The 15,241-nt window shown below is 71.8% G+C and carries 17 protein-coding genes; 5 read left to right on the top strand and 12 right to left on the bottom strand.

Features of this window, described 5'->3' with window-relative positions:
* Positions 1 to 16 precede the first annotated feature (16 nt).
* On the bottom strand, positions 17 to 433 hold the full coding sequence (locus tag AC5020_RS05055) for a twin-arginine translocase TatA/TatE family subunit (RefSeq protein ID WP_377019062.1): 417 nt from the start codon (positions 431 to 433) through the stop codon (positions 17 to 19).
* Positions 434 to 557: 124 nt separating this feature from the next.
* Here AC5020_RS05055 and AC5020_RS05050 point away from each other — a divergent pair, with 124 nt between their 5' ends.
* Positions 558 to 1,220, top strand: a complete 663-nt coding sequence (locus tag AC5020_RS05050) for an O-methyltransferase (RefSeq protein WP_377019061.1) — start codon at positions 558 to 560, stop codon at positions 1,218 to 1,220.
* A 289-nt stretch (positions 1,221 to 1,509) separates the two neighbouring features.
* Here the strand turns inward: AC5020_RS05050 and AC5020_RS05045 are convergent, their stop codons facing one another.
* From AC5020_RS05045 to AC5020_RS05025, 5 genes are all read right to left on the bottom strand, one after another.
* Positions 1,510 to 1,680: a DUF3117 domain-containing protein gene (locus AC5020_RS05045; protein WP_377019059.1), complete on the bottom strand. Its 171-nt coding sequence runs from the start codon at positions 1,678 to 1,680 to the stop codon at positions 1,510 to 1,512.
* A gap of 79 nt (positions 1,681 to 1,759) precedes the next feature.
* On the bottom strand, positions 1,760 to 1,921 hold the full coding sequence (locus tag AC5020_RS05040) for a hypothetical protein (protein ID WP_377019058.1): 162 nt from the start codon (positions 1,919 to 1,921) through the stop codon (positions 1,760 to 1,762).
* Entirely contained in the window at positions 1,918 to 2,664 is a 747-nt protein-coding gene (locus tag AC5020_RS05035; RefSeq protein ID WP_377019057.1) for an LOG family protein, read from the bottom strand. Before AC5020_RS05035 ends, AC5020_RS05040 begins: the two co-directional genes overlap by 4 nt.
* Positions 2,661 to 3,794 (bottom strand): succinyl-diaminopimelate desuccinylase, encoded by a 1,134-nt coding sequence (dapE, locus tag AC5020_RS05030; RefSeq protein WP_464987451.1) that lies wholly within the window; start codon positions 3,792 to 3,794, stop codon positions 2,661 to 2,663. The genes AC5020_RS05035 and dapE overlap by 4 nt, the downstream gene beginning before the upstream one ends.
* A 43-nt stretch (positions 3,795 to 3,837) precedes the next feature.
* The gene (locus tag AC5020_RS05025) at positions 3,838 to 5,616 is read right to left on the bottom strand and encodes an FAD/NAD(P)-binding protein (RefSeq protein WP_464987450.1); all 1,779 of its coding nucleotides are present in this window, start codon (positions 5,614 to 5,616) and stop codon (positions 3,838 to 3,840) included.
* A 64-nt stretch (positions 5,617 to 5,680) separates the two neighbouring features.
* Here AC5020_RS05025 and AC5020_RS05020 point away from each other — a divergent pair, with 64 nt between their 5' ends.
* From AC5020_RS05020 to AC5020_RS05010, 3 genes are all read left to right on the top strand, one after another.
* On the top strand, positions 5,681 to 6,574 hold the full coding sequence (locus AC5020_RS05020) for a hypothetical protein (protein ID WP_464987449.1): 894 nt from the start codon (positions 5,681 to 5,683) through the stop codon (positions 6,572 to 6,574).
* A gap of 43 nt (positions 6,575 to 6,617) precedes the next feature.
* Positions 6,618 to 7,616 carry a 2,3,4,5-tetrahydropyridine-2,6-dicarboxylate N-succinyltransferase gene (gene dapD, locus AC5020_RS05015; protein WP_464987448.1) on the top strand — a complete coding sequence of 333 codons (999 nt, stop codon included), beginning with the start codon at positions 6,618 to 6,620 and terminating at the stop codon, positions 7,614 to 7,616.
* Between the two features lie 80 nt (positions 7,617 to 7,696).
* Positions 7,697 to 8,572 carry a hypothetical protein gene (locus AC5020_RS05010; protein ID WP_494564395.1) on the top strand — a complete coding sequence of 292 codons (876 nt, stop codon included), beginning with the start codon at positions 7,697 to 7,699 and terminating at the stop codon, positions 8,570 to 8,572.
* A 108-nt stretch (positions 8,573 to 8,680) separates the two neighbouring features.
* Here the strand turns inward: AC5020_RS05010 and AC5020_RS05005 are convergent, their stop codons facing one another.
* Genes AC5020_RS05005 through fdxA form a run of 3 tightly spaced genes read right to left on the bottom strand, consistent with a single transcriptional unit; the run spans position 8,681 to position 11,634 of the window.
* On the bottom strand, positions 8,681 to 10,078 hold the full coding sequence (locus tag AC5020_RS05005; RefSeq protein WP_377019052.1) for a citrate synthase: 1,398 nt from the start codon (positions 10,076 to 10,078) through the stop codon (positions 8,681 to 8,683).
* 53 nt (positions 10,079 to 10,131) lie between these two features.
* Positions 10,132 to 11,301, bottom strand: coding sequence for a succinyldiaminopimelate transaminase (gene dapC / locus AC5020_RS05000; protein ID WP_464987446.1), 1,170 nt, complete (start codon positions 11,299 to 11,301; stop codon positions 10,132 to 10,134).
* Positions 11,302 to 11,304: 3 nt separating this feature from the next.
* On the bottom strand, positions 11,305 to 11,634 hold the full coding sequence (gene fdxA / locus AC5020_RS04995; protein ID WP_377019050.1) for a ferredoxin: 330 nt from the start codon (positions 11,632 to 11,634) through the stop codon (positions 11,305 to 11,307).
* Positions 11,635 to 11,887: 253 nt separating this feature from the next.
* On the opposite strand from fdxA, the gene AC5020_RS04990 reads away from it, so the two are divergent.
* Positions 11,888 to 12,163: a putative acetyltransferase gene (locus AC5020_RS04990; protein ID WP_377803291.1), complete on the top strand. Its 276-nt coding sequence runs from the start codon at positions 11,888 to 11,890 to the stop codon at positions 12,161 to 12,163.
* Here the strand turns inward: AC5020_RS04990 and AC5020_RS04985 are convergent.
* From AC5020_RS04985 to typA, 3 genes are read right to left on the bottom strand one after another with little or no spacing between them, the layout of a single operon-like run.
* Positions 12,102 to 12,683, bottom strand: a complete 582-nt coding sequence (locus AC5020_RS04985; protein ID WP_377019048.1) for a CDP-alcohol phosphatidyltransferase family protein — start codon at positions 12,681 to 12,683, stop codon at positions 12,102 to 12,104. The two genes, AC5020_RS04990 and AC5020_RS04985, sit on opposite strands and share 62 nt — an antisense overlap.
* Positions 12,684 to 12,701: 18 nt before the next feature.
* Complete coding sequence (locus AC5020_RS04980; protein ID WP_377794367.1) at positions 12,702 to 13,139, bottom strand: hypothetical protein; 438 nt, start codon at positions 13,137 to 13,139, stop codon at positions 12,702 to 12,704.
* Between the two features lie 4 nt (positions 13,140 to 13,143).
* Positions 13,144 to 15,066, bottom strand: a complete 1,923-nt coding sequence (gene typA, locus AC5020_RS04975; protein WP_377019046.1) for a translational GTPase TypA — start codon at positions 15,064 to 15,066, stop codon at positions 13,144 to 13,146.
* Positions 15,067 to 15,241: the final 175 nt, after the last annotated feature.

Here is a 15,241-nt window from a genome sequence, read left to right as displayed (position 1 = left end):
CGGGTTCCGCGTCGGCTCAGGTGGCTTCGGGATCGAAGGGGGCGCGCTGGGGGCCCTTGTCCTTCTTCGCCTTCCCGCCCTTCGAGGAGCCCTTCTTCGCCGCGGCACCGGCCGCTCCCGCTCCCGCGACGGCGGACATCGCTTCCTTGCTGGGCAGGAGATCCTCGGGGTCGGTATCGCCCCAGGCCTCACGGATGATGCGGCGCGGGTCGTACTGACGCGGGTCGTACTTGCGCAGGTCCTCGATGGCGATACCCATCTCGTCCTCGACCGTGGCGCGGGAGTCGTCGACCCACTGCCGGGCCTGACGGACCCAGCGGACCAGCTGACGGGTGAGATCAGGCAGACGCTGAGGTCCCACGATGACCAGGAACACGATCAGCAGGATGACGACTTCCCACCCGCCGAGTCCCAAGAATCCCTGGCCGCCCATGCTCCACCTGTACGTGTCGTCCGCTGATATGCAGTGCCATTATTGCACCGCAGTCGGTGAGGAGTTCTCAGCCGCTGTCGTAGTCTTAGCCGACCGTGACGGGACCGAAGGAGAGGATGCATAGATGTCGTCGGGAAAGGTGGCCAGCTGGGCCCATGGCGAGGAGTTCGTCGACGAGGCGACCCTCTACGCCGACGACGGCGTCCTGGCACGGGCCAGGGAACGTGGCAACGAGCTCGGGGCCACCCCGGTGCTGCCCGGCGCCGGTGCGCTGATGCGGGTCCTCGCCGCGGCCGTGCAGGCCAAGTCCGCCGTCGAGATCGGCACGGGCAGCGGCGTCGGCTCCCTCTACCTGCTCTCGGGCATGCATGCCGACGGCGTGCTCACCACGATCGATCCCGAGGTCGAGAACCACCGCGCCGCCCGCGAGTCCTTCGCAGAGGCGAAGATCCGCTCACCGCGGGTGCGCACCATCGCCGGCAGCCCCCGCGAGGTCATCGGACGCCTCACCGACCACGCCTACGACCTCGTCAGCTTCCCGGCACAGGCGCCGCACGCCCTCGACCTGCTCACCCATGCCCGCCGGCTGCTGCGTCCCGGCGGGGTGCTCGTGATCCCTCACGCGCTCTACCACGATCGCGTCGCCGATCCGGCGGCCCGGGACTCGACCACGCAGTCCGTGCGGGCAGTGCTCAAGGCCGTCTCCGAATCGGAGGACCTGGTCCCGGTGCTCACCGGCAGCGGCGACGGCGTGCTGGCCGCCGTGCTGCGCCCCGCCGGCTCCTGAGCCCCGCCCCCACATCTTTCGCCTCCGCGCTCTCGCCGGATCCGTGACCCGGTTGCCACGGGCCTCGAATTCCCACCGGGTCGCGGATCCGACGAGCTCTCTCCTCCCCCGGGAACGACAGCAGCCCCGCACCGTGGCGGTGCGGGGCTGCTGGGCGGCGTGCTCGCAGCACGTCGGTCAGACTCTGCACACCCTCCTGACCTCCTACCGCTCGCAAGCTCGCAGCACGTCGGTCAGACTCTGCACACCCTCCTGACCTCCTACCGCTCGCAAGCTCGCAGCACGTCGGTCAGACCTTGATAACGCCTTGGAGGGCGTCTCGCAGTTCTTCGGCCTCAGATGCCGCGATCTCGACCACGAGGCGCCCGCCCCCCTCGAGCGGGACCCGCATGATGATGCTGCGCCCCTCCTCCACGACCTCGAGCGGACCGTCCCCGGTGCGCGGCTTCATAGCAGCCATGGCGTGCCTCCTTGATGGTGTCGCTGTCCCCGAGTGGCTCCCCCGGACGGGGCCTCGGACAGCGCGCGTACGGTGGCCATTATCTCAGGTCTTGTGACGTGGTCGAGCGACGCGCTCTGCGACGCCGCTCCGGCACGCTGATCCCGTCGCCCAGACGCCCCAGCGCCACGAGCACCATGACCACTCCGACCACCGCTGCGGCCAGCAGCAGGAGCAGCACGATGGGGCTGACGGCGGTCATCGCTGCGCCGCCTCCCGGAGCACGGCGATGGCCTCGTCGGCGGTGTCGACGACACGCATGAGGTCCACGTCGGGGCTGTTGATCGCCCCCGAGTCCAGCACCGCGCTGCGGAGCCAGTCGATCAGTCCGCTCCAGTAGTCCCGGCCCACCAGCACCACGGGGAACATGGCGATCTTGTGGGTCTGCATCAGGCACAGCGCTTCGAACAGCTCGTCGAAGGTGCCGAACCCGCCGGGCATCACCACGAATCCGCTGGAGTACTTCACGAACATCATCTTGCGGGCGAAGAAGTAGCGGAAGTCGACCCCGAGATCCACGTAGGGGTTCATGCCCTGCTCGTGCGGGAGCTCGATACCGAGGCCCACGGAGACGCCGCCCGCCTCCTGAGCTCCACGATTACCGGCCTCCATGATTCCGGGGCCGCCGCCGGTGATGACCGCATATCCCATGTCCACCAGGCCGCGCGCGATCTCCATGGCGACCGCGTAGTGGGGATGGTCCTCGGCGATGCGGGCGGAGCCGAAGATGGAGACCGCCGGGCCGAGCTCGGCGAGAGCGCCGAAGCCCTCGACGAACTCCGACTGGATGCGCAGCACCCGCCACGGGTCGGAGTGGACCCAGTCGCCGGGACCGTCCTCCTCCAGCAGCCGTTGATCGGTGGTGCGGGTGGGGCGCAGGTTCCCGCGCAGCGTGACGGGTCCCTTCCGGTGGTCGTGGCGGTTCTGTGGAGCCTGGGACGTCATGGAGCGAGCGTATCCCCGGGCGCCGACGGCGGGGCGAGGAACCGGCGCAGGCCGCGCAGGGATTCCTCCAGGTCCGCGACCGGCACGTGCTCGTCGTCGGCGTGGGCCAGCAGCGGATCCCCGGGGCCGAAGTTCACGGCGGGCGTGCCGAGGGCCGCGAACCGGGCGACATCCGTCCATCCCTGCTTGGCGGCCACCGGGACGTCCTCGCCCAGCGCTGCGAGGAACTCCCGCGCCGGCGGGGTGTCCAGGCCCGGCAGCGCACCGGGGGACGCGTCGGTGACTGCGATGTCGAGGTCGAGGCCGGCGAGGACCTCGCGCACGTGCGTCTCCGCCTGCCGGACGGTGGTGTCCGGGGCGAAGCGGTAGTTGATCGTCGCGCTCGCCCGGTCGGGGATGACGTTGCCGGCGATGCCGCCGGAGATCGCCACCGCGTTGAGGCACTCGCGGTACTCCAGCCCGTCGATCACCGCCCGCCGGGCCTCGTACCCGGCCAGGCGCTCCAGCACCGGTGCCAGGTGATGGATGGCGTTCTCGCCCACCCAGTCGCGCGCGGAGTGCGCGGCCACGCCCCGGGCGGTGACCTCGAGCCGCATGGTGCCCTTGCAGCCCCCCTCGACCCCGGCCGAGGTCGGCTCGCCGAGGATCGCGAAGTCCGCCTCGAGGTACTCGGGGTGCTCGGCGGCGATGCGGGTCAGCGAGTTGTCCGCCGCCGCGACCTCCTCATGGTCGTAGAAGACCCAGGTGAGGTCGACGGGCGCGGCGTCGGCCTCCACGGCCAGCTTGAACAGGACCGCGACGCCGCCCTTCATGTCGCAGCTGCCACGGCCGACGAGCTCCTCACGACCCGCGCGGGTACGGCGCGTCGACGGCAGGTTGGCGGCGACGGGCACGGTGTCGAGGTGGCCGGCCAGCAGCACGCGCCGGCCGAGCCCGCGATGGGTGCGGGCGATGACGGTGTCCCCGTCCCGGATCACCTCGAGATGCGGTGCCCGCCTGCGCAGGGCGGTCTCGATCGCATCGGCGAGCGCGCGCTCGTCGCCGGAGACGGACTCGATGTCGACGATCGCCGCCGTGAGGTCGACGATGTCGGCCGACGGGTCCAGTGCGGGGGCGCCGTGGGTGGTCATGGGCGCCATCGTGCCATGCCCCGCTCCTGCCTCTGCCCCTGCCTCACCGTTCGACCCGCTCCCGTTCCTCGGCGAGTGCGCCCCCGGCGCGGGCCAGCCGCAGAGCCACGGCCTCGGCGTGGCGCAGCAGCTGGGCGGAGGTGCCGGGCTCGGCGCTGATCGCCGAGCCGGGCTGGGCGGTGCTCACCGGCACTCCGACCATGAGGCGACGCTCGTAGACGGTGCCGTCGACCCCGATCGGCGCGTACAGGCCATCCACGGCGATCGAGCCGGTGAGCATGCGGCGCCGGGTCCCGCGAGAGGCCCAGGAGTCCTTCTGCACCTCGCCGCGCTCCCGCCAGGCACCGAGCAGGGCGCTGCGGTAGGCGGGCAGATCCACCGGCGGCAGATGCGCCTCCAGCACGCCGTCGCACAGGATGGTGGTCCCGTCCGCGGCGCGCGCCGCGAAGCGGCCGGCCTCCTCGTCGATGTCCAGGTGCATGCGTGGGCCCGTGAACGTCACCAGGCCCGCCTCCTCCAGGGCGAGCAGCTGGCGCACGCGCAGCACCGGAGGACCCGACGCCCAGGAGGCGAAGGCGTTGCGCAGGTGCCCATCGATGTCGCGGCGCACGGACTCCGTCGTGTACGCGCCGAGGTCCGTCAGTCGGCCCACCTGGAGACGCAGGGCGACCAGCACGCGGTAGATCAGCACCCACGCCGGATCCGGCTCCGTGGCGGCGCACAGAGCCCGGCGCAGCACGTCGCGGGTGCGGCGGTGGGGCTCGTGGCTCTCGCCGCCGCGCCGGCCGAAGGGGAACAGCAGGTGCAGCAGCGCCTCGTCGGTCGCGAGATCGGTGAACCCTGCCTCGGCGAGGGCGCGGCGCAGCTCGGCCAGCATCAGCGGCATCACATCGCGCTCGTGGTCGACGCCGGCGGGGCGCACCGCGAGCTCGAGCACCCGCTCCCCGGTGAGGACCTGCGGGACGTAGGGCGCGAGGGAGTCGGGCGGCAGGTCCGGCTTGGGCCGGTAGACCATGCCGGAGCGGGAGCCGACCACCAGGCGAGGCTCCTCGCCACCGGGAACATAGCGCAGGCCCGACGGCACCTCGGCGTCGGGCTCGAAGCGGCCGCCGGCGACAGCCGTGAGCATGCCGATGGCGTCGTAGAAGTTCAGGCCCATGCCCTGGACGGCGACCGCATCCCGGCCCAGCAGGGAGGAGTAGTCGACCTCGAGCGGGTTGGCGGGCCCGATGTGGATCAGGCCGTGGCGCTCGGCGGCGTCGGCGAGCTGCTGGGAGCGGGGGCCGAGCGCAGTGGGCAGGTGGCCCAGGGCGAGCGCGACCGCGTCAGCGCGCAGCACGCGCCCGTCGGACAGTCGCACCCGCTGGGCGCCGTCGGCCGGACCGGTGACGTCGACGGCCTCGGCGGCGTGCTGGACGATGCGCAGCCGGGCGCGGTCGGCGTCGGCCTCCGCGGTGGCCAGGACGCGGGCGAGGTAGCGCCCGTGGGCGGCGCGGGAGGCGAAGTCGCCCGGTCCGAGGCCCTCGCGGGCGAGATGATCGGCGAGCGTCTCGGTGTGCAGAGTCGGCAGGACGGGGCGGCACGACTCGTCGGGGTACATCGTGGTCTGGCAGGTGGTGGTGTTCATCAGCAGCACGTCCGGCTGGTCGTGGCGCCACACCGACCCGCCGCGGCCGACGTGCGGGTCGATCAGGTGCACCGTGAGGTGTCCCTGCCAGTCCGCGCGCCTCGAGGCGGCGACCAGGCGCTCGACGATCGCCGTGCCCCGCGGGCCGGCTCCGACGACGGCGACGGTGCGGGCGGGCTCGGTGGCGGCGGTCATCGCTCCAGTATGGCGCGGGCGGGTCCCGCTGCCGCGCAGCGCGGGGTCTGGGAGCATGAGACCCATGGAGAACCCATCGACGCCGCCGAGGCATCAGCCCCATGGCGCCCCTGCCGCCCGGGGCGGTCTCTTCGGCGGGCGCCGGGCCGCACGGATCCGTGCGCTCGCGAACTCGAGTCAGATCCCCGAGGAGCGGGCCCTGGCGGACGCTCTGGTGCTGACCGCCTGGCTGACCACTGCTCAGCGCGCCACCTACGCCGCGTCCCTGCGGGCGCCGGAGAGCGTCGACGACTTCGCCGTGCGCCTGGCCGACGAGCGCCGGGTGGTGCTCGAGGAGGGGGCTGATCAGGTCTGCGACGAGGTCTCCTCCGCCGCTGAGGCGGAGCAGGCGGCACGGCAGAGAGGGTGGCGCGTGCTGGAGACCGCGCTGGTGCTGGTCGCGCTGGGATGCGTGGTCGCACTGATCGTCCTCGGGGTGACCTCCGACGAGACCGGCGTCGGCGCGATCCCGCTGGGTTCCTGGCCGCTGGCCGTGGTCGCCGCCGCTGCCCTGACCGCCGCCGCGATCGTCGGCCGGGTCGCGACCCGGCTGCGGGACCGGGCGCTGCTGGACTGGGCGGTCTCCCGCCCGGGCCAGCTGGGCCGCGGGCTGCCCCTGGCCCGACCCCTCCAGCGCGACTCCGCGGGGCCCGCGATCCTGCGGGCGCTGCTGCCCGCGCTGCTGGTCGCCGCAGGGGTGATCGCGATCTGCGCGGGCGCCGCGATCCTGCTGATCACGCTGCTGCGCGGAGAGGAGAGCGCGCTGATCCCGCCGGCTCTGTGGTCGCTGGGCGGCGGAGTCGCGGCCCTCCTGCTCGCGGTGCTCTGCGTCCATCTCCGAAGTCGTCGGCTCGAGCAGATCGCGCGCCGGGTCCGGGCGACGGAGTGGTTCGGGACTCAGGACCCCGCCGGTCGGTGACCGGGGCGCGTCCCCTCCCACCCAGGATTCGTAGACTCTCCCCATGACTACGACGACGGACACCACCGCTCCCGCCGCGACCCACGCCTGGGGCATCGCGCTCGCCACGATCGCCGCCGACGGGTCCACGCTGGACGCCTGGTACCCCTCCCCCCAGCTCGGCGACGCCCCGGAGGCACCCGAATCCCACCCCCTGCACGCCCAGCTCGGCGCCGCCGCCCACGCCGACGAGGTACGGGGCACGACGCAGGAGGTCGTGGTGCGCAGCATCGACCTGACCGCCGCGCCGGCCGACGCCGCCGATGCGTACCTGCGCCTGCACCTGCTCTCCCACCGCCTGGTCCAGCCCAACGCCCAGAACCTCGAGGGCCTGTTCTCGACGCTGACCAACGTGGTGTGGACGTCCGAGGGCCCCTGCGCCGTTCCCGGCTTCGAGGAGACCAGGCTGCGGCTCGTCGCCGCCGGCCGTACTCCGACCGTGTTCAGCCTCGACAAGTTCCCCCGCATGGTCGACTACGTCCTCCCCACGGGCGTGCGCATCGGGGACGCGGACCGGGTGCGGCTGGGCGCGCACCTGGCCGAGGGCACCACCGTCATGCACGAGGGCTTCGTGAACTTCAACGCCGGCACGCTGGGCATCTCGATGATCGAGGGCCGCATCTCGCAGGGCGTGGTGGTCGGGGACGGCTCGGACGTCGGCGGCGGCGCCTCGACCATGGGCACCCTCTCCGGCGGCGGCTCCGAGCGCGTGCGCATCGGCCGTCGCTCGCTGGTGGGTGCGGAGGCCGGCATCGGCATCGCCCTCGGCGACGACTGCGTGGTCGAGGCGGGTCTCTACCTCACCGCCGGCACCAAGGTGATCGTGGTCGGCGAGAAGGCGGCCGACGGGGGCGCCGAGGGCGAGGCGCACGTGGTCAAGGCCCGCGAGCTCTCGGGCATGGCCAACCTGCTCTTCCGCCGCAACTCCCTGACCGGTGCGGTCGAGGCCGTCGCCCGTCAGGGTCAGACCGTCGAGCTCAACGCCGCCCTGCACGCGAACTGACGACTGAAGGGGGGCCTCAGGTGGCACGCACCGCCCGCTCCCGCGGGGGCTTCGCCCGGCACCTGGCGATCCCGCTGGCCATGGTGCTGCTGCTGGCCGGGATCGCCGGTGGCTCGTACCTCGCCCTCGAGCGCTACGGCTCACCCGCTCACGAAGGCACCTGCACGGCCACCGGCCTGGGCACCAGCCACCGCTACTCCACCGAGCGGGCGGCCAATGCCGCCCTCATCAGCGCGGTCGCGGTGGACCGGGGCCTCCCGCCGCGGGCGGCGTCGATCGCGCTGGCGACCGCCTACCAGGAGTCGCAGCTGCGCAACATCGACTACGGGGACCGTGACTCGCTGGGACTGTTCCAGCAGCGGCCCTCACAGGGCTGGGGCAGCGAGGTGGAGCTCCTGGATCCGCTCTATGCGACCAACGCCTTCTACGACGCGCTCGAGCAGATCGAGGGGTACACCAGCGCCGACATCAACGACGTCGCCCAGCGGGTCCAGCGCAGCGGTCACCCCGAGGCGTACCGCGATCATGAGACCGAGGGCCGCCTGTACGCCTCCGCGCTGACCGGCCAGTCGGGCCCGAACCTCGTCTGCACACTGGGCGCCGTCGGCAGCACCGTCTCCCCCGAGCAGGTCAGCGCGCAGCTGGAGCGCCAGTTCCCGCGGCTGACGGACTCCGGAGCGCTGACCTCCTCCCTCGCCGGTGCGGGCTCGGTGGCCCCGCAGCTGCCCGCCGGCGCCGGAGCGACCGCGCTGGTGGTCGACCCCGGCGGCGACGAGGGGCGGGGCTGGGCGGTGGCCAACTGGGCCGTGGCCCGCGCCGCCGAGGACGGCGTCGTGCAGGTCTCCTACCAGGGCCGGATATGGGACCGCAGCCTGCGCGGGGATGACGCCGCGGTCTGGGGCGAGGCTGCCGGCGGCGACCCCGACCGCGTCGTGGTGCTGGTCAGCGGTACCTGACCGCGGCGCCACCGGCCCGCCCGACGGGAACGACCCGCCGCGGCGCATCGTCGATGCGCTGCGGCGGGTCTGCGGTGTCGTGCTGTCCCCGGCGGGAGCGGTTCGGTCTCAGTGGTCCAGACGGCGCTCCTGGGCGAGCTTCTCCTGCTGGGCGCGCCGCTCCTCCTCGAGCTCCGAGGCGAGCTGCTCCAGGCGCAGCTCCGTGGTGCCCGTGCGGGACTCCATCGGCACGTACTCGCGCTCGGCGTGACCGGTGTAGATCTGGCGGGGACGGCCGATCTTCGTCTCCGGGTCGTGGATCATCTCCTGCCACTGCGCGATCCAGCCCGGCAGGCGGCCGATCGCGAACAGCACCGTGAACATGTGCGTCGGGAACCCGATCGCCTTGTAGATGATGCCGGTGTAGAAGTCGACGTTGGGGTAGAGCCTGCGCTCGACGAAGTAGTCGTCGTTCAGCGCGATCTCCTCGAGCTTCATCGCCAGTTCCAGACGCTCGTCGTGGACGCCGAGCGTCTCGAGCACGTCGTCGGCGATCTTCTTGACGAAGCGGGCGCGAGGATCGTAGTTCTTGTACACCCGGTGGCCGAAGCCCATCAGCCGGATGCCGTCCTCCTTGTTCTTCACCTTCTCCATGAACTCGCGCGGATCCAGGTCACGCTCCTGGATCTCGTCGAGCATCTCCATCACGGCCGCGTTGGCGCCTCCGTGGGCGGGGCCCGAGAGCGCGCCGATGCCGGCGGAGATCGAGGTGAACAGGTTCGCCTGCGCGGAGCCGACCAGGCGCACCGCGGAGGTCGAGCAGTTCTGCTCGTGGTCCGCGTGCAGGATCAGCAGCTGCTCCATCGCGCGCACCACGACGGGGTCGGCGATGTAGTCCTCGACCGGGAAACCGAAGGTCAGCCGCAGGAAGTTCTCGATCAGCGAGAGCCGGTTGTCCGGGTACAGCAGCGCGTGGCCCTGGGCGATGCGATGCGCGTAGGCCGCCATCGTCGGCACCTTCGCCAGCAGGCGCACGGTGGACAGTCGGGTCTGCTCCTCGTTGAAGGGGTCCAGGGAGTCCTGGTAGAAGGTCGACAGCCCCGAGACGCCCGCCTGCAGCACGGCCATGGGATGGGCGTCGCGCGGGTACCCGTCGAACATGCGCTTGAAGCGCTCGTCGAGCAGGGTGCGCCGCTCCACCTGGGCCTCGAAATTCTCCAGCTGGCCCTTGGTGGGCAGCTCCCCGTGGATCAGCAGGTAGGAGACCTCCAGGAAGGAGGACTTCTCCGCGAGCTGCTCGATGGGGTATCCGCGGTAGCGGAGGATGCCCTCGTCGCCGTCGATGTAGGTGATCGCGGACTTGGCGTTGGCGGTGTTCATGAAACCGGGGTCGTAGGTGACCTCTCCGGTCTCCTTGCGCAGCGGCCCGATCCCGATGCCGGAGTTCCCCTCGACGGCGGGGACGAGGGGGAGGTCGAGGGACTTGTCCCCGAGCGTGAGCTGGGCAGAGGACGTCTCGTGATCCATGGGCTCTCCGTTGTGCGTGGTGGGACCTGTGGGTGGCGCCGGCGGCGCAGGTATCAGAGGCGCTCGAGGCGCCTGGCGGCGGTGGTGATCCGCTCGTCGGTCGCGGTCAGAGCGACACGGACGAAGACATCGCCCCCCTCACCATAGAACATCCCCGGAGCGACCAGGACACCGGCGTCCGCGAGCCGGTCGACGGTGTTCATCGCCGGCTCGGCGAAGGTCGTCCACAGGTACAGTCCCGCCTGCGAGCCGCGGATCTCTCCCCCGGCGGCGCGCAGGGCCGGCTCCAGGACGTCGCGGCGGCCGCGGTAGATCTCACGCTGGGCGGCGGCGGCAGCGTCGTCGCCGAGGGCGACGGTCATGGCGTCCTGCATCGGCCCGGGGAGCATCATGCCGGCCTGCTTGCGCACGGCCACCAGCTCTCCGACCAGCTGCGGGTCGCCGGCGACGAAGGCTGCGCGGTACCCGGCGAGATTGGACTGCTTGGACAGCGAGTACACGCAGAGCACGCCGTCCAGGACGCCGCCGCTGATGCGCGGGTCCAGCACGGAGGGCACCTCGTCCACCGTCCACGGCAGCAGGGCATAGCACTCGTCGGAGGCGACGATGATCCCGCGCTCGCGCGCCCACGCCACAATCGCCGCCATCTGCGCGGCATCGAGCACGTCCCCGGTCGGGTTCGACGGGGAGTTCAGCCACAGCAGGCGGATGCGGGAGGCGGCCGACGGATCGGGCAGCGCCGCGTCCCCGTGCGCTGCCAGGGCCGCCATGTCCACGGCGATCGACTCGGCGCCGATGAACCGGGCGCCCATGTCGTAGGTGGGGTAGGCGATGTGCGGGAACGCCACGGCGTCCTCCGGGCCGAGCCCGAGCTGGAAGGGCAGGTGCGCGACCAGCTCCTTGGAGCCGACGGTCGGCAACACGCCATCCGTGCCGAGGTGGGCAGGGGCCGCGCGGTGGCGGCCCACGAAGTCCACCAGGGCCTCGCGCAGGGCGGGGGTGCCGACGGTCGTGGGGTAGCCGGGACGGTTCGCGGCCTCAATCAGGGCCTGCTGCACCGAGGCCGGCGTCGCATCCACCGGGGTTCCCACGGAGAGGTCGACGAGCCCCCCGGGGTGACCGGCGGCGCGCTTCTTGGCCGTGGCCAGCGCGTCCCAGGGGAACGCGGGCAGGCGGCCGGCGAGTCCGCGACGGGTGGTGGCCTGCGGGTCGGAGACGGCCACGGATCAGCCCAGCGGGTTCGGCTGCGGGGGCAGGGCTTCGATGAGGGGGTGGTCCTTGTCGATCACGCCCATCTTGGCGGCGCCGCCCGGCGCACCGAGGTCGTCGAAGAAGTCGACGTTGGCGTTGTAGTACTCGGCCCACTGGTCCGGGGTGTCGTCCTCGTAGAAGATCGCCTCGACCGGGCACACGGGTTCGCAGGCTCCGCAGTCCACGCATTCGTCGGGCTGGATGTAGAGCATCCGGTTGCCCTCGTAGATGCAGTCCACCGGGCATTCGTCCACACACGCGCGGTCCTTGACGTCCACGCACGGCAGCGCGATGACATAGGTCATGAGCAGCATCCTTCTCTCGGCGACGGACCCCATCATCTCATTCCGCGCCGGGACCGGCCCGCCGACCGAGAGTCTGCGGGCCGGACGTGACGCGACGAACACGGCCGGCGGCGATACCCTCGCCACGGTCTCCGGCCGAGGTGCTGGCACGATGTCTGCCGGACATCCTGAGACGATGTCGGCCGGACGCCCCGGGCAGCGCGCTGAGCGGGACCGCCGGGGAACGAACCACCGCTCGAACGAGGAGCACTGCATGATGACGATCCGCGACGGACACCGGGTGCGTGCCGGCTGGGCGCCCTTCCTGCTGACGGGCAGGCGCGTGGTGCTGCGCTACGCGATCGACCGCGAGTCCTCGCCCCACGGGGAATCGATGACCGACGCGCTGGGCACCGTCCTGACGACGGACGACGCGGAGGTGCGGGTGATGACCAAGCGCGGCCAGGTGCGGATCCCGCGACGGCTGGTCATCGCGGCGAAGGAGGTCCCTCCCCCGCCGGTGCGGCGCGCGGCGCCCGACGCGCCCTGAGGACGTAGTCCGCGCTGGCGACCACGTGCATCGCCACGCCGGCCCACAGCAGTGCCTGGACCGCGGGGAGCAGACCGGGCACCCAGGCGGCCGCCGCGGCCAGCAGCAGCACCGCGGCCATCAGCACGAACGTGCGGACCTTCCCGAGTGCGGAGACCGAGATCCGGCGGCCGAGGGCCGCCCGGCTCGCCAGCAGGGCGACCGCGACGTCCGAGACCACGATCACCACCAGCGCCAGCCAGGGCAGCAGCCCCGTGAGGGTGAGGGTCAGGACGATCGCCGCGAGCCCCAGCCGATCAGCGATCGGATCGATGATCTCCCCGGTGCGGCTGGTCTGGTTCAGCGCACGGGCCAGCACGCCGTCGACCCAGTCCGTCGAGGCCCACAGCAGCAGCAGGACGACAGCGACCGTGTCCGGCCCTCCCGCCAGCAGCACGCAGACCGGCACCAGCAGCACCAGGCGCACCAGAGTCACGGCATTGGGGAGGGTCGCCCAATCGGGGCGACGCGCGGAGCTCATGGTGATCATTGTCCCCGATCAGCGCGCGGACAGCCGCCGCCGCAGCGTGACCACCAGCGCCACGGCGAACGGGATCGCCACGCCGAGGCCCTGCACGATCCATCCCGAGTACTGCGTCTGCTCGCCGATCACCGCGGGCATCAGCACCCCACCGCCCGCTCCGCGGCCGAGGAACGGGGAGGCGAGCAGTCCCCACAGGCAGCCGAGCACCACCACCGGCAGCCGGGATCCGGTCGCCGCGTAGAGGAACACGCAGGCCACGACCTGGAATGCGCCGCCGAAGACCAGGCCGGCCGGCCAGTCGACGCCGCCGATCTCGAGGCGCACGCGATGGGTGGTCACCATCAGCAGCACGGAGATGACGGCCAGCACGATCGCCATCGTCGCCTGCGTGAGGCGGGCGGCGAGAGAGTTCGTGTCGACCGTGACCCCCGGCCCGCGCTGCGGCGCCGTCACCGCATCACCGCCCGGCCTTGGCCTTCGCCCTCGCCCGCGAGCGCTCGTTGGCGTCGAGGATGACCTTGCGGATGCGCACGATCTCCGGGGTGACCTCGACGCACTCGTCCTCGCCGGCGAACTCGAGGGACTCCTCGAGCGTCAGCCGGCGCGGCGGGATCAGGTTCTCGAAGGAGTCGGAGGAGGCTGCACGCATGTTCGTCAGCTTCTTCTCCTTGGTGATGTTCACGTCCATGTCCTCGTTGCGGGAGTTCTCGCCGACGACCTGACCGGCGTAGACCTCGCTGGTCGGCTCGACGAAGAAGGAACCGCGCTCCTGGAGGTTGATCATCGCGAACGGCGTGACCGTGCCGGGGCGGTCGGCGACCAGGGAACCGGTGGCCCGGAACTCGATCGGCCCCATCCACGGCTCGAAGCCCTCGGCGAAGGAGGAGGCGATGCCGTTGCCGCGGGTCTCGGTGAGGAACCGGGTGCGGAAGCCGATCAGGCCGCGGGAGGGCACCACGAACTCCATGCGGACCCAGCCGGAGCCGTGGTTGGACATCGTCTCCATGCGGCCCTTGCGGGAAGCCATCAGCTGCGTGACGGTGCCCAGGTACTCCTCCGGCACGTCGACGATCATGCGCTCGACCGGCTCGTGGACCTTGCCGTCGATCTCACGGGTCAGCACCTTGGGCTTGCCCACGGTCAGCTCGAAGCCCTCGCGGCGCATCTGCTCGACGAGGATCGCCAGCGCAAGCTCGCCGCGGCCCTGGACCTCCCAGGCGTCGGGGCGCTCGGTGGGCAGCACCTTGAGGGACACGTTGCCGATCAGCTCCGAGTCCAGGCGGTCCTTGACCTGGCGGGCGGTGAGCTTGTGCCCCTTGCCGTTCTTGCCGGCCAGCGGGGACGTGTTGATGCCGATGGTCATCGAGATCGCCGGATCGTCGATGGTGATCAGCGGCAGCGGGCGCGGATCCGAGAGATCGGCGAGGGTCTCACCGATCATGATGTCGGGGATGCCGGCGACGGCCACGATGTCGCCCGGGCGGGCGGTGCGCGTCATGGGCTCGCGGGAGAGCCCCTTGGTCTCCAGCAGCTCGGTGATCTTGACCTGCTTGACGGTCTGGTCGCGGGTGCACCAGGCGACCTGCGCGCCCTTGGTCAGCTCGCCGTTCTTGATGCGCAGCAGGGCGAGACGGCCCAGGAACGGGGAGGCGTCGAGGTTGGTCACGTGCGCCTGCAGCGGCATCTCGTCGTCGTAGCTGGGGGCGGGGATCGACTCGAGGATCGTCTTGAACAGCGGCTCGACGGTCGTGTCCTCGGGCAGCTCACCATCGGCGGGCTTGGTGGTCGAGGCGCGACCGGCCTTGCCGGAGGCGTAGACGACGGGCACGTCCAGGACCGCGTCGAGGTCGATGTCGTCCATCTCCTCGGCGAGGTCCGAGGCCAGGCCCAGCAGGAGGTCGGTGGAATCTCCCACGACCTCGTCGATGCGGGCGTCGGGACGGTCGACCTTGTTGACCACCAGGATCACGGGCAGCTTCGCCGCGAGCGCCTTGCGCAGCACAAAACGGGTCTGCGGCAGCGGGCCCTCGGAGGAGTCCACCAGCAGCACGACGCCGTCGACCATGGACAGGCCGCGCTCGACCTCACCGCCGAAGTCGGCGTGGCCGGGGGTGTCGATGACGTTGATGGTGATGCCGTCGGGCTCGCCGGCCGCGGCGGCCGAGGGGCCGGTGTAGCGGATCGCGGTGTTCTTCGCGAGGATCGTGATGCCCTTCTCGCGCTCCAGCTCACCGGAGTCCATGGCCCGCTCGTCGTGCGTGTCGTGGTCGCCGAAGGCGCCACCCTGGGTGAGCATGGCGTCGACGAGGGTCGTCTTGCCGTGGTCGACGTGGGCGACGATGGCGACGTTTCGCAGGTCTGTGCGGAGGCGGGGAGTCATGCGTGAAGGCTCGTTTCGGGTCGCGGGACGGGTCACGGACCGAGCAGCGCCCGGCCGCACAGGGTGCGGCCCGCTCCAGGGCCATAGCGATCCTACCGGCCTGGGCGCCGAGTCCCAGGGGCGAGGGAGTGAGAGTTTCGACGCCATGGCGCCCCCGGGGACCGCGAACGCGATC

The sequence above is a fragment of the Brachybacterium sp. SYSU DS0246 genome (assembly GCF_059391765.1).
The sequence above is the reverse complement of the archived record's forward strand: the minus strand, read 5'-3'. Positions and strand labels throughout refer to the sequence as shown.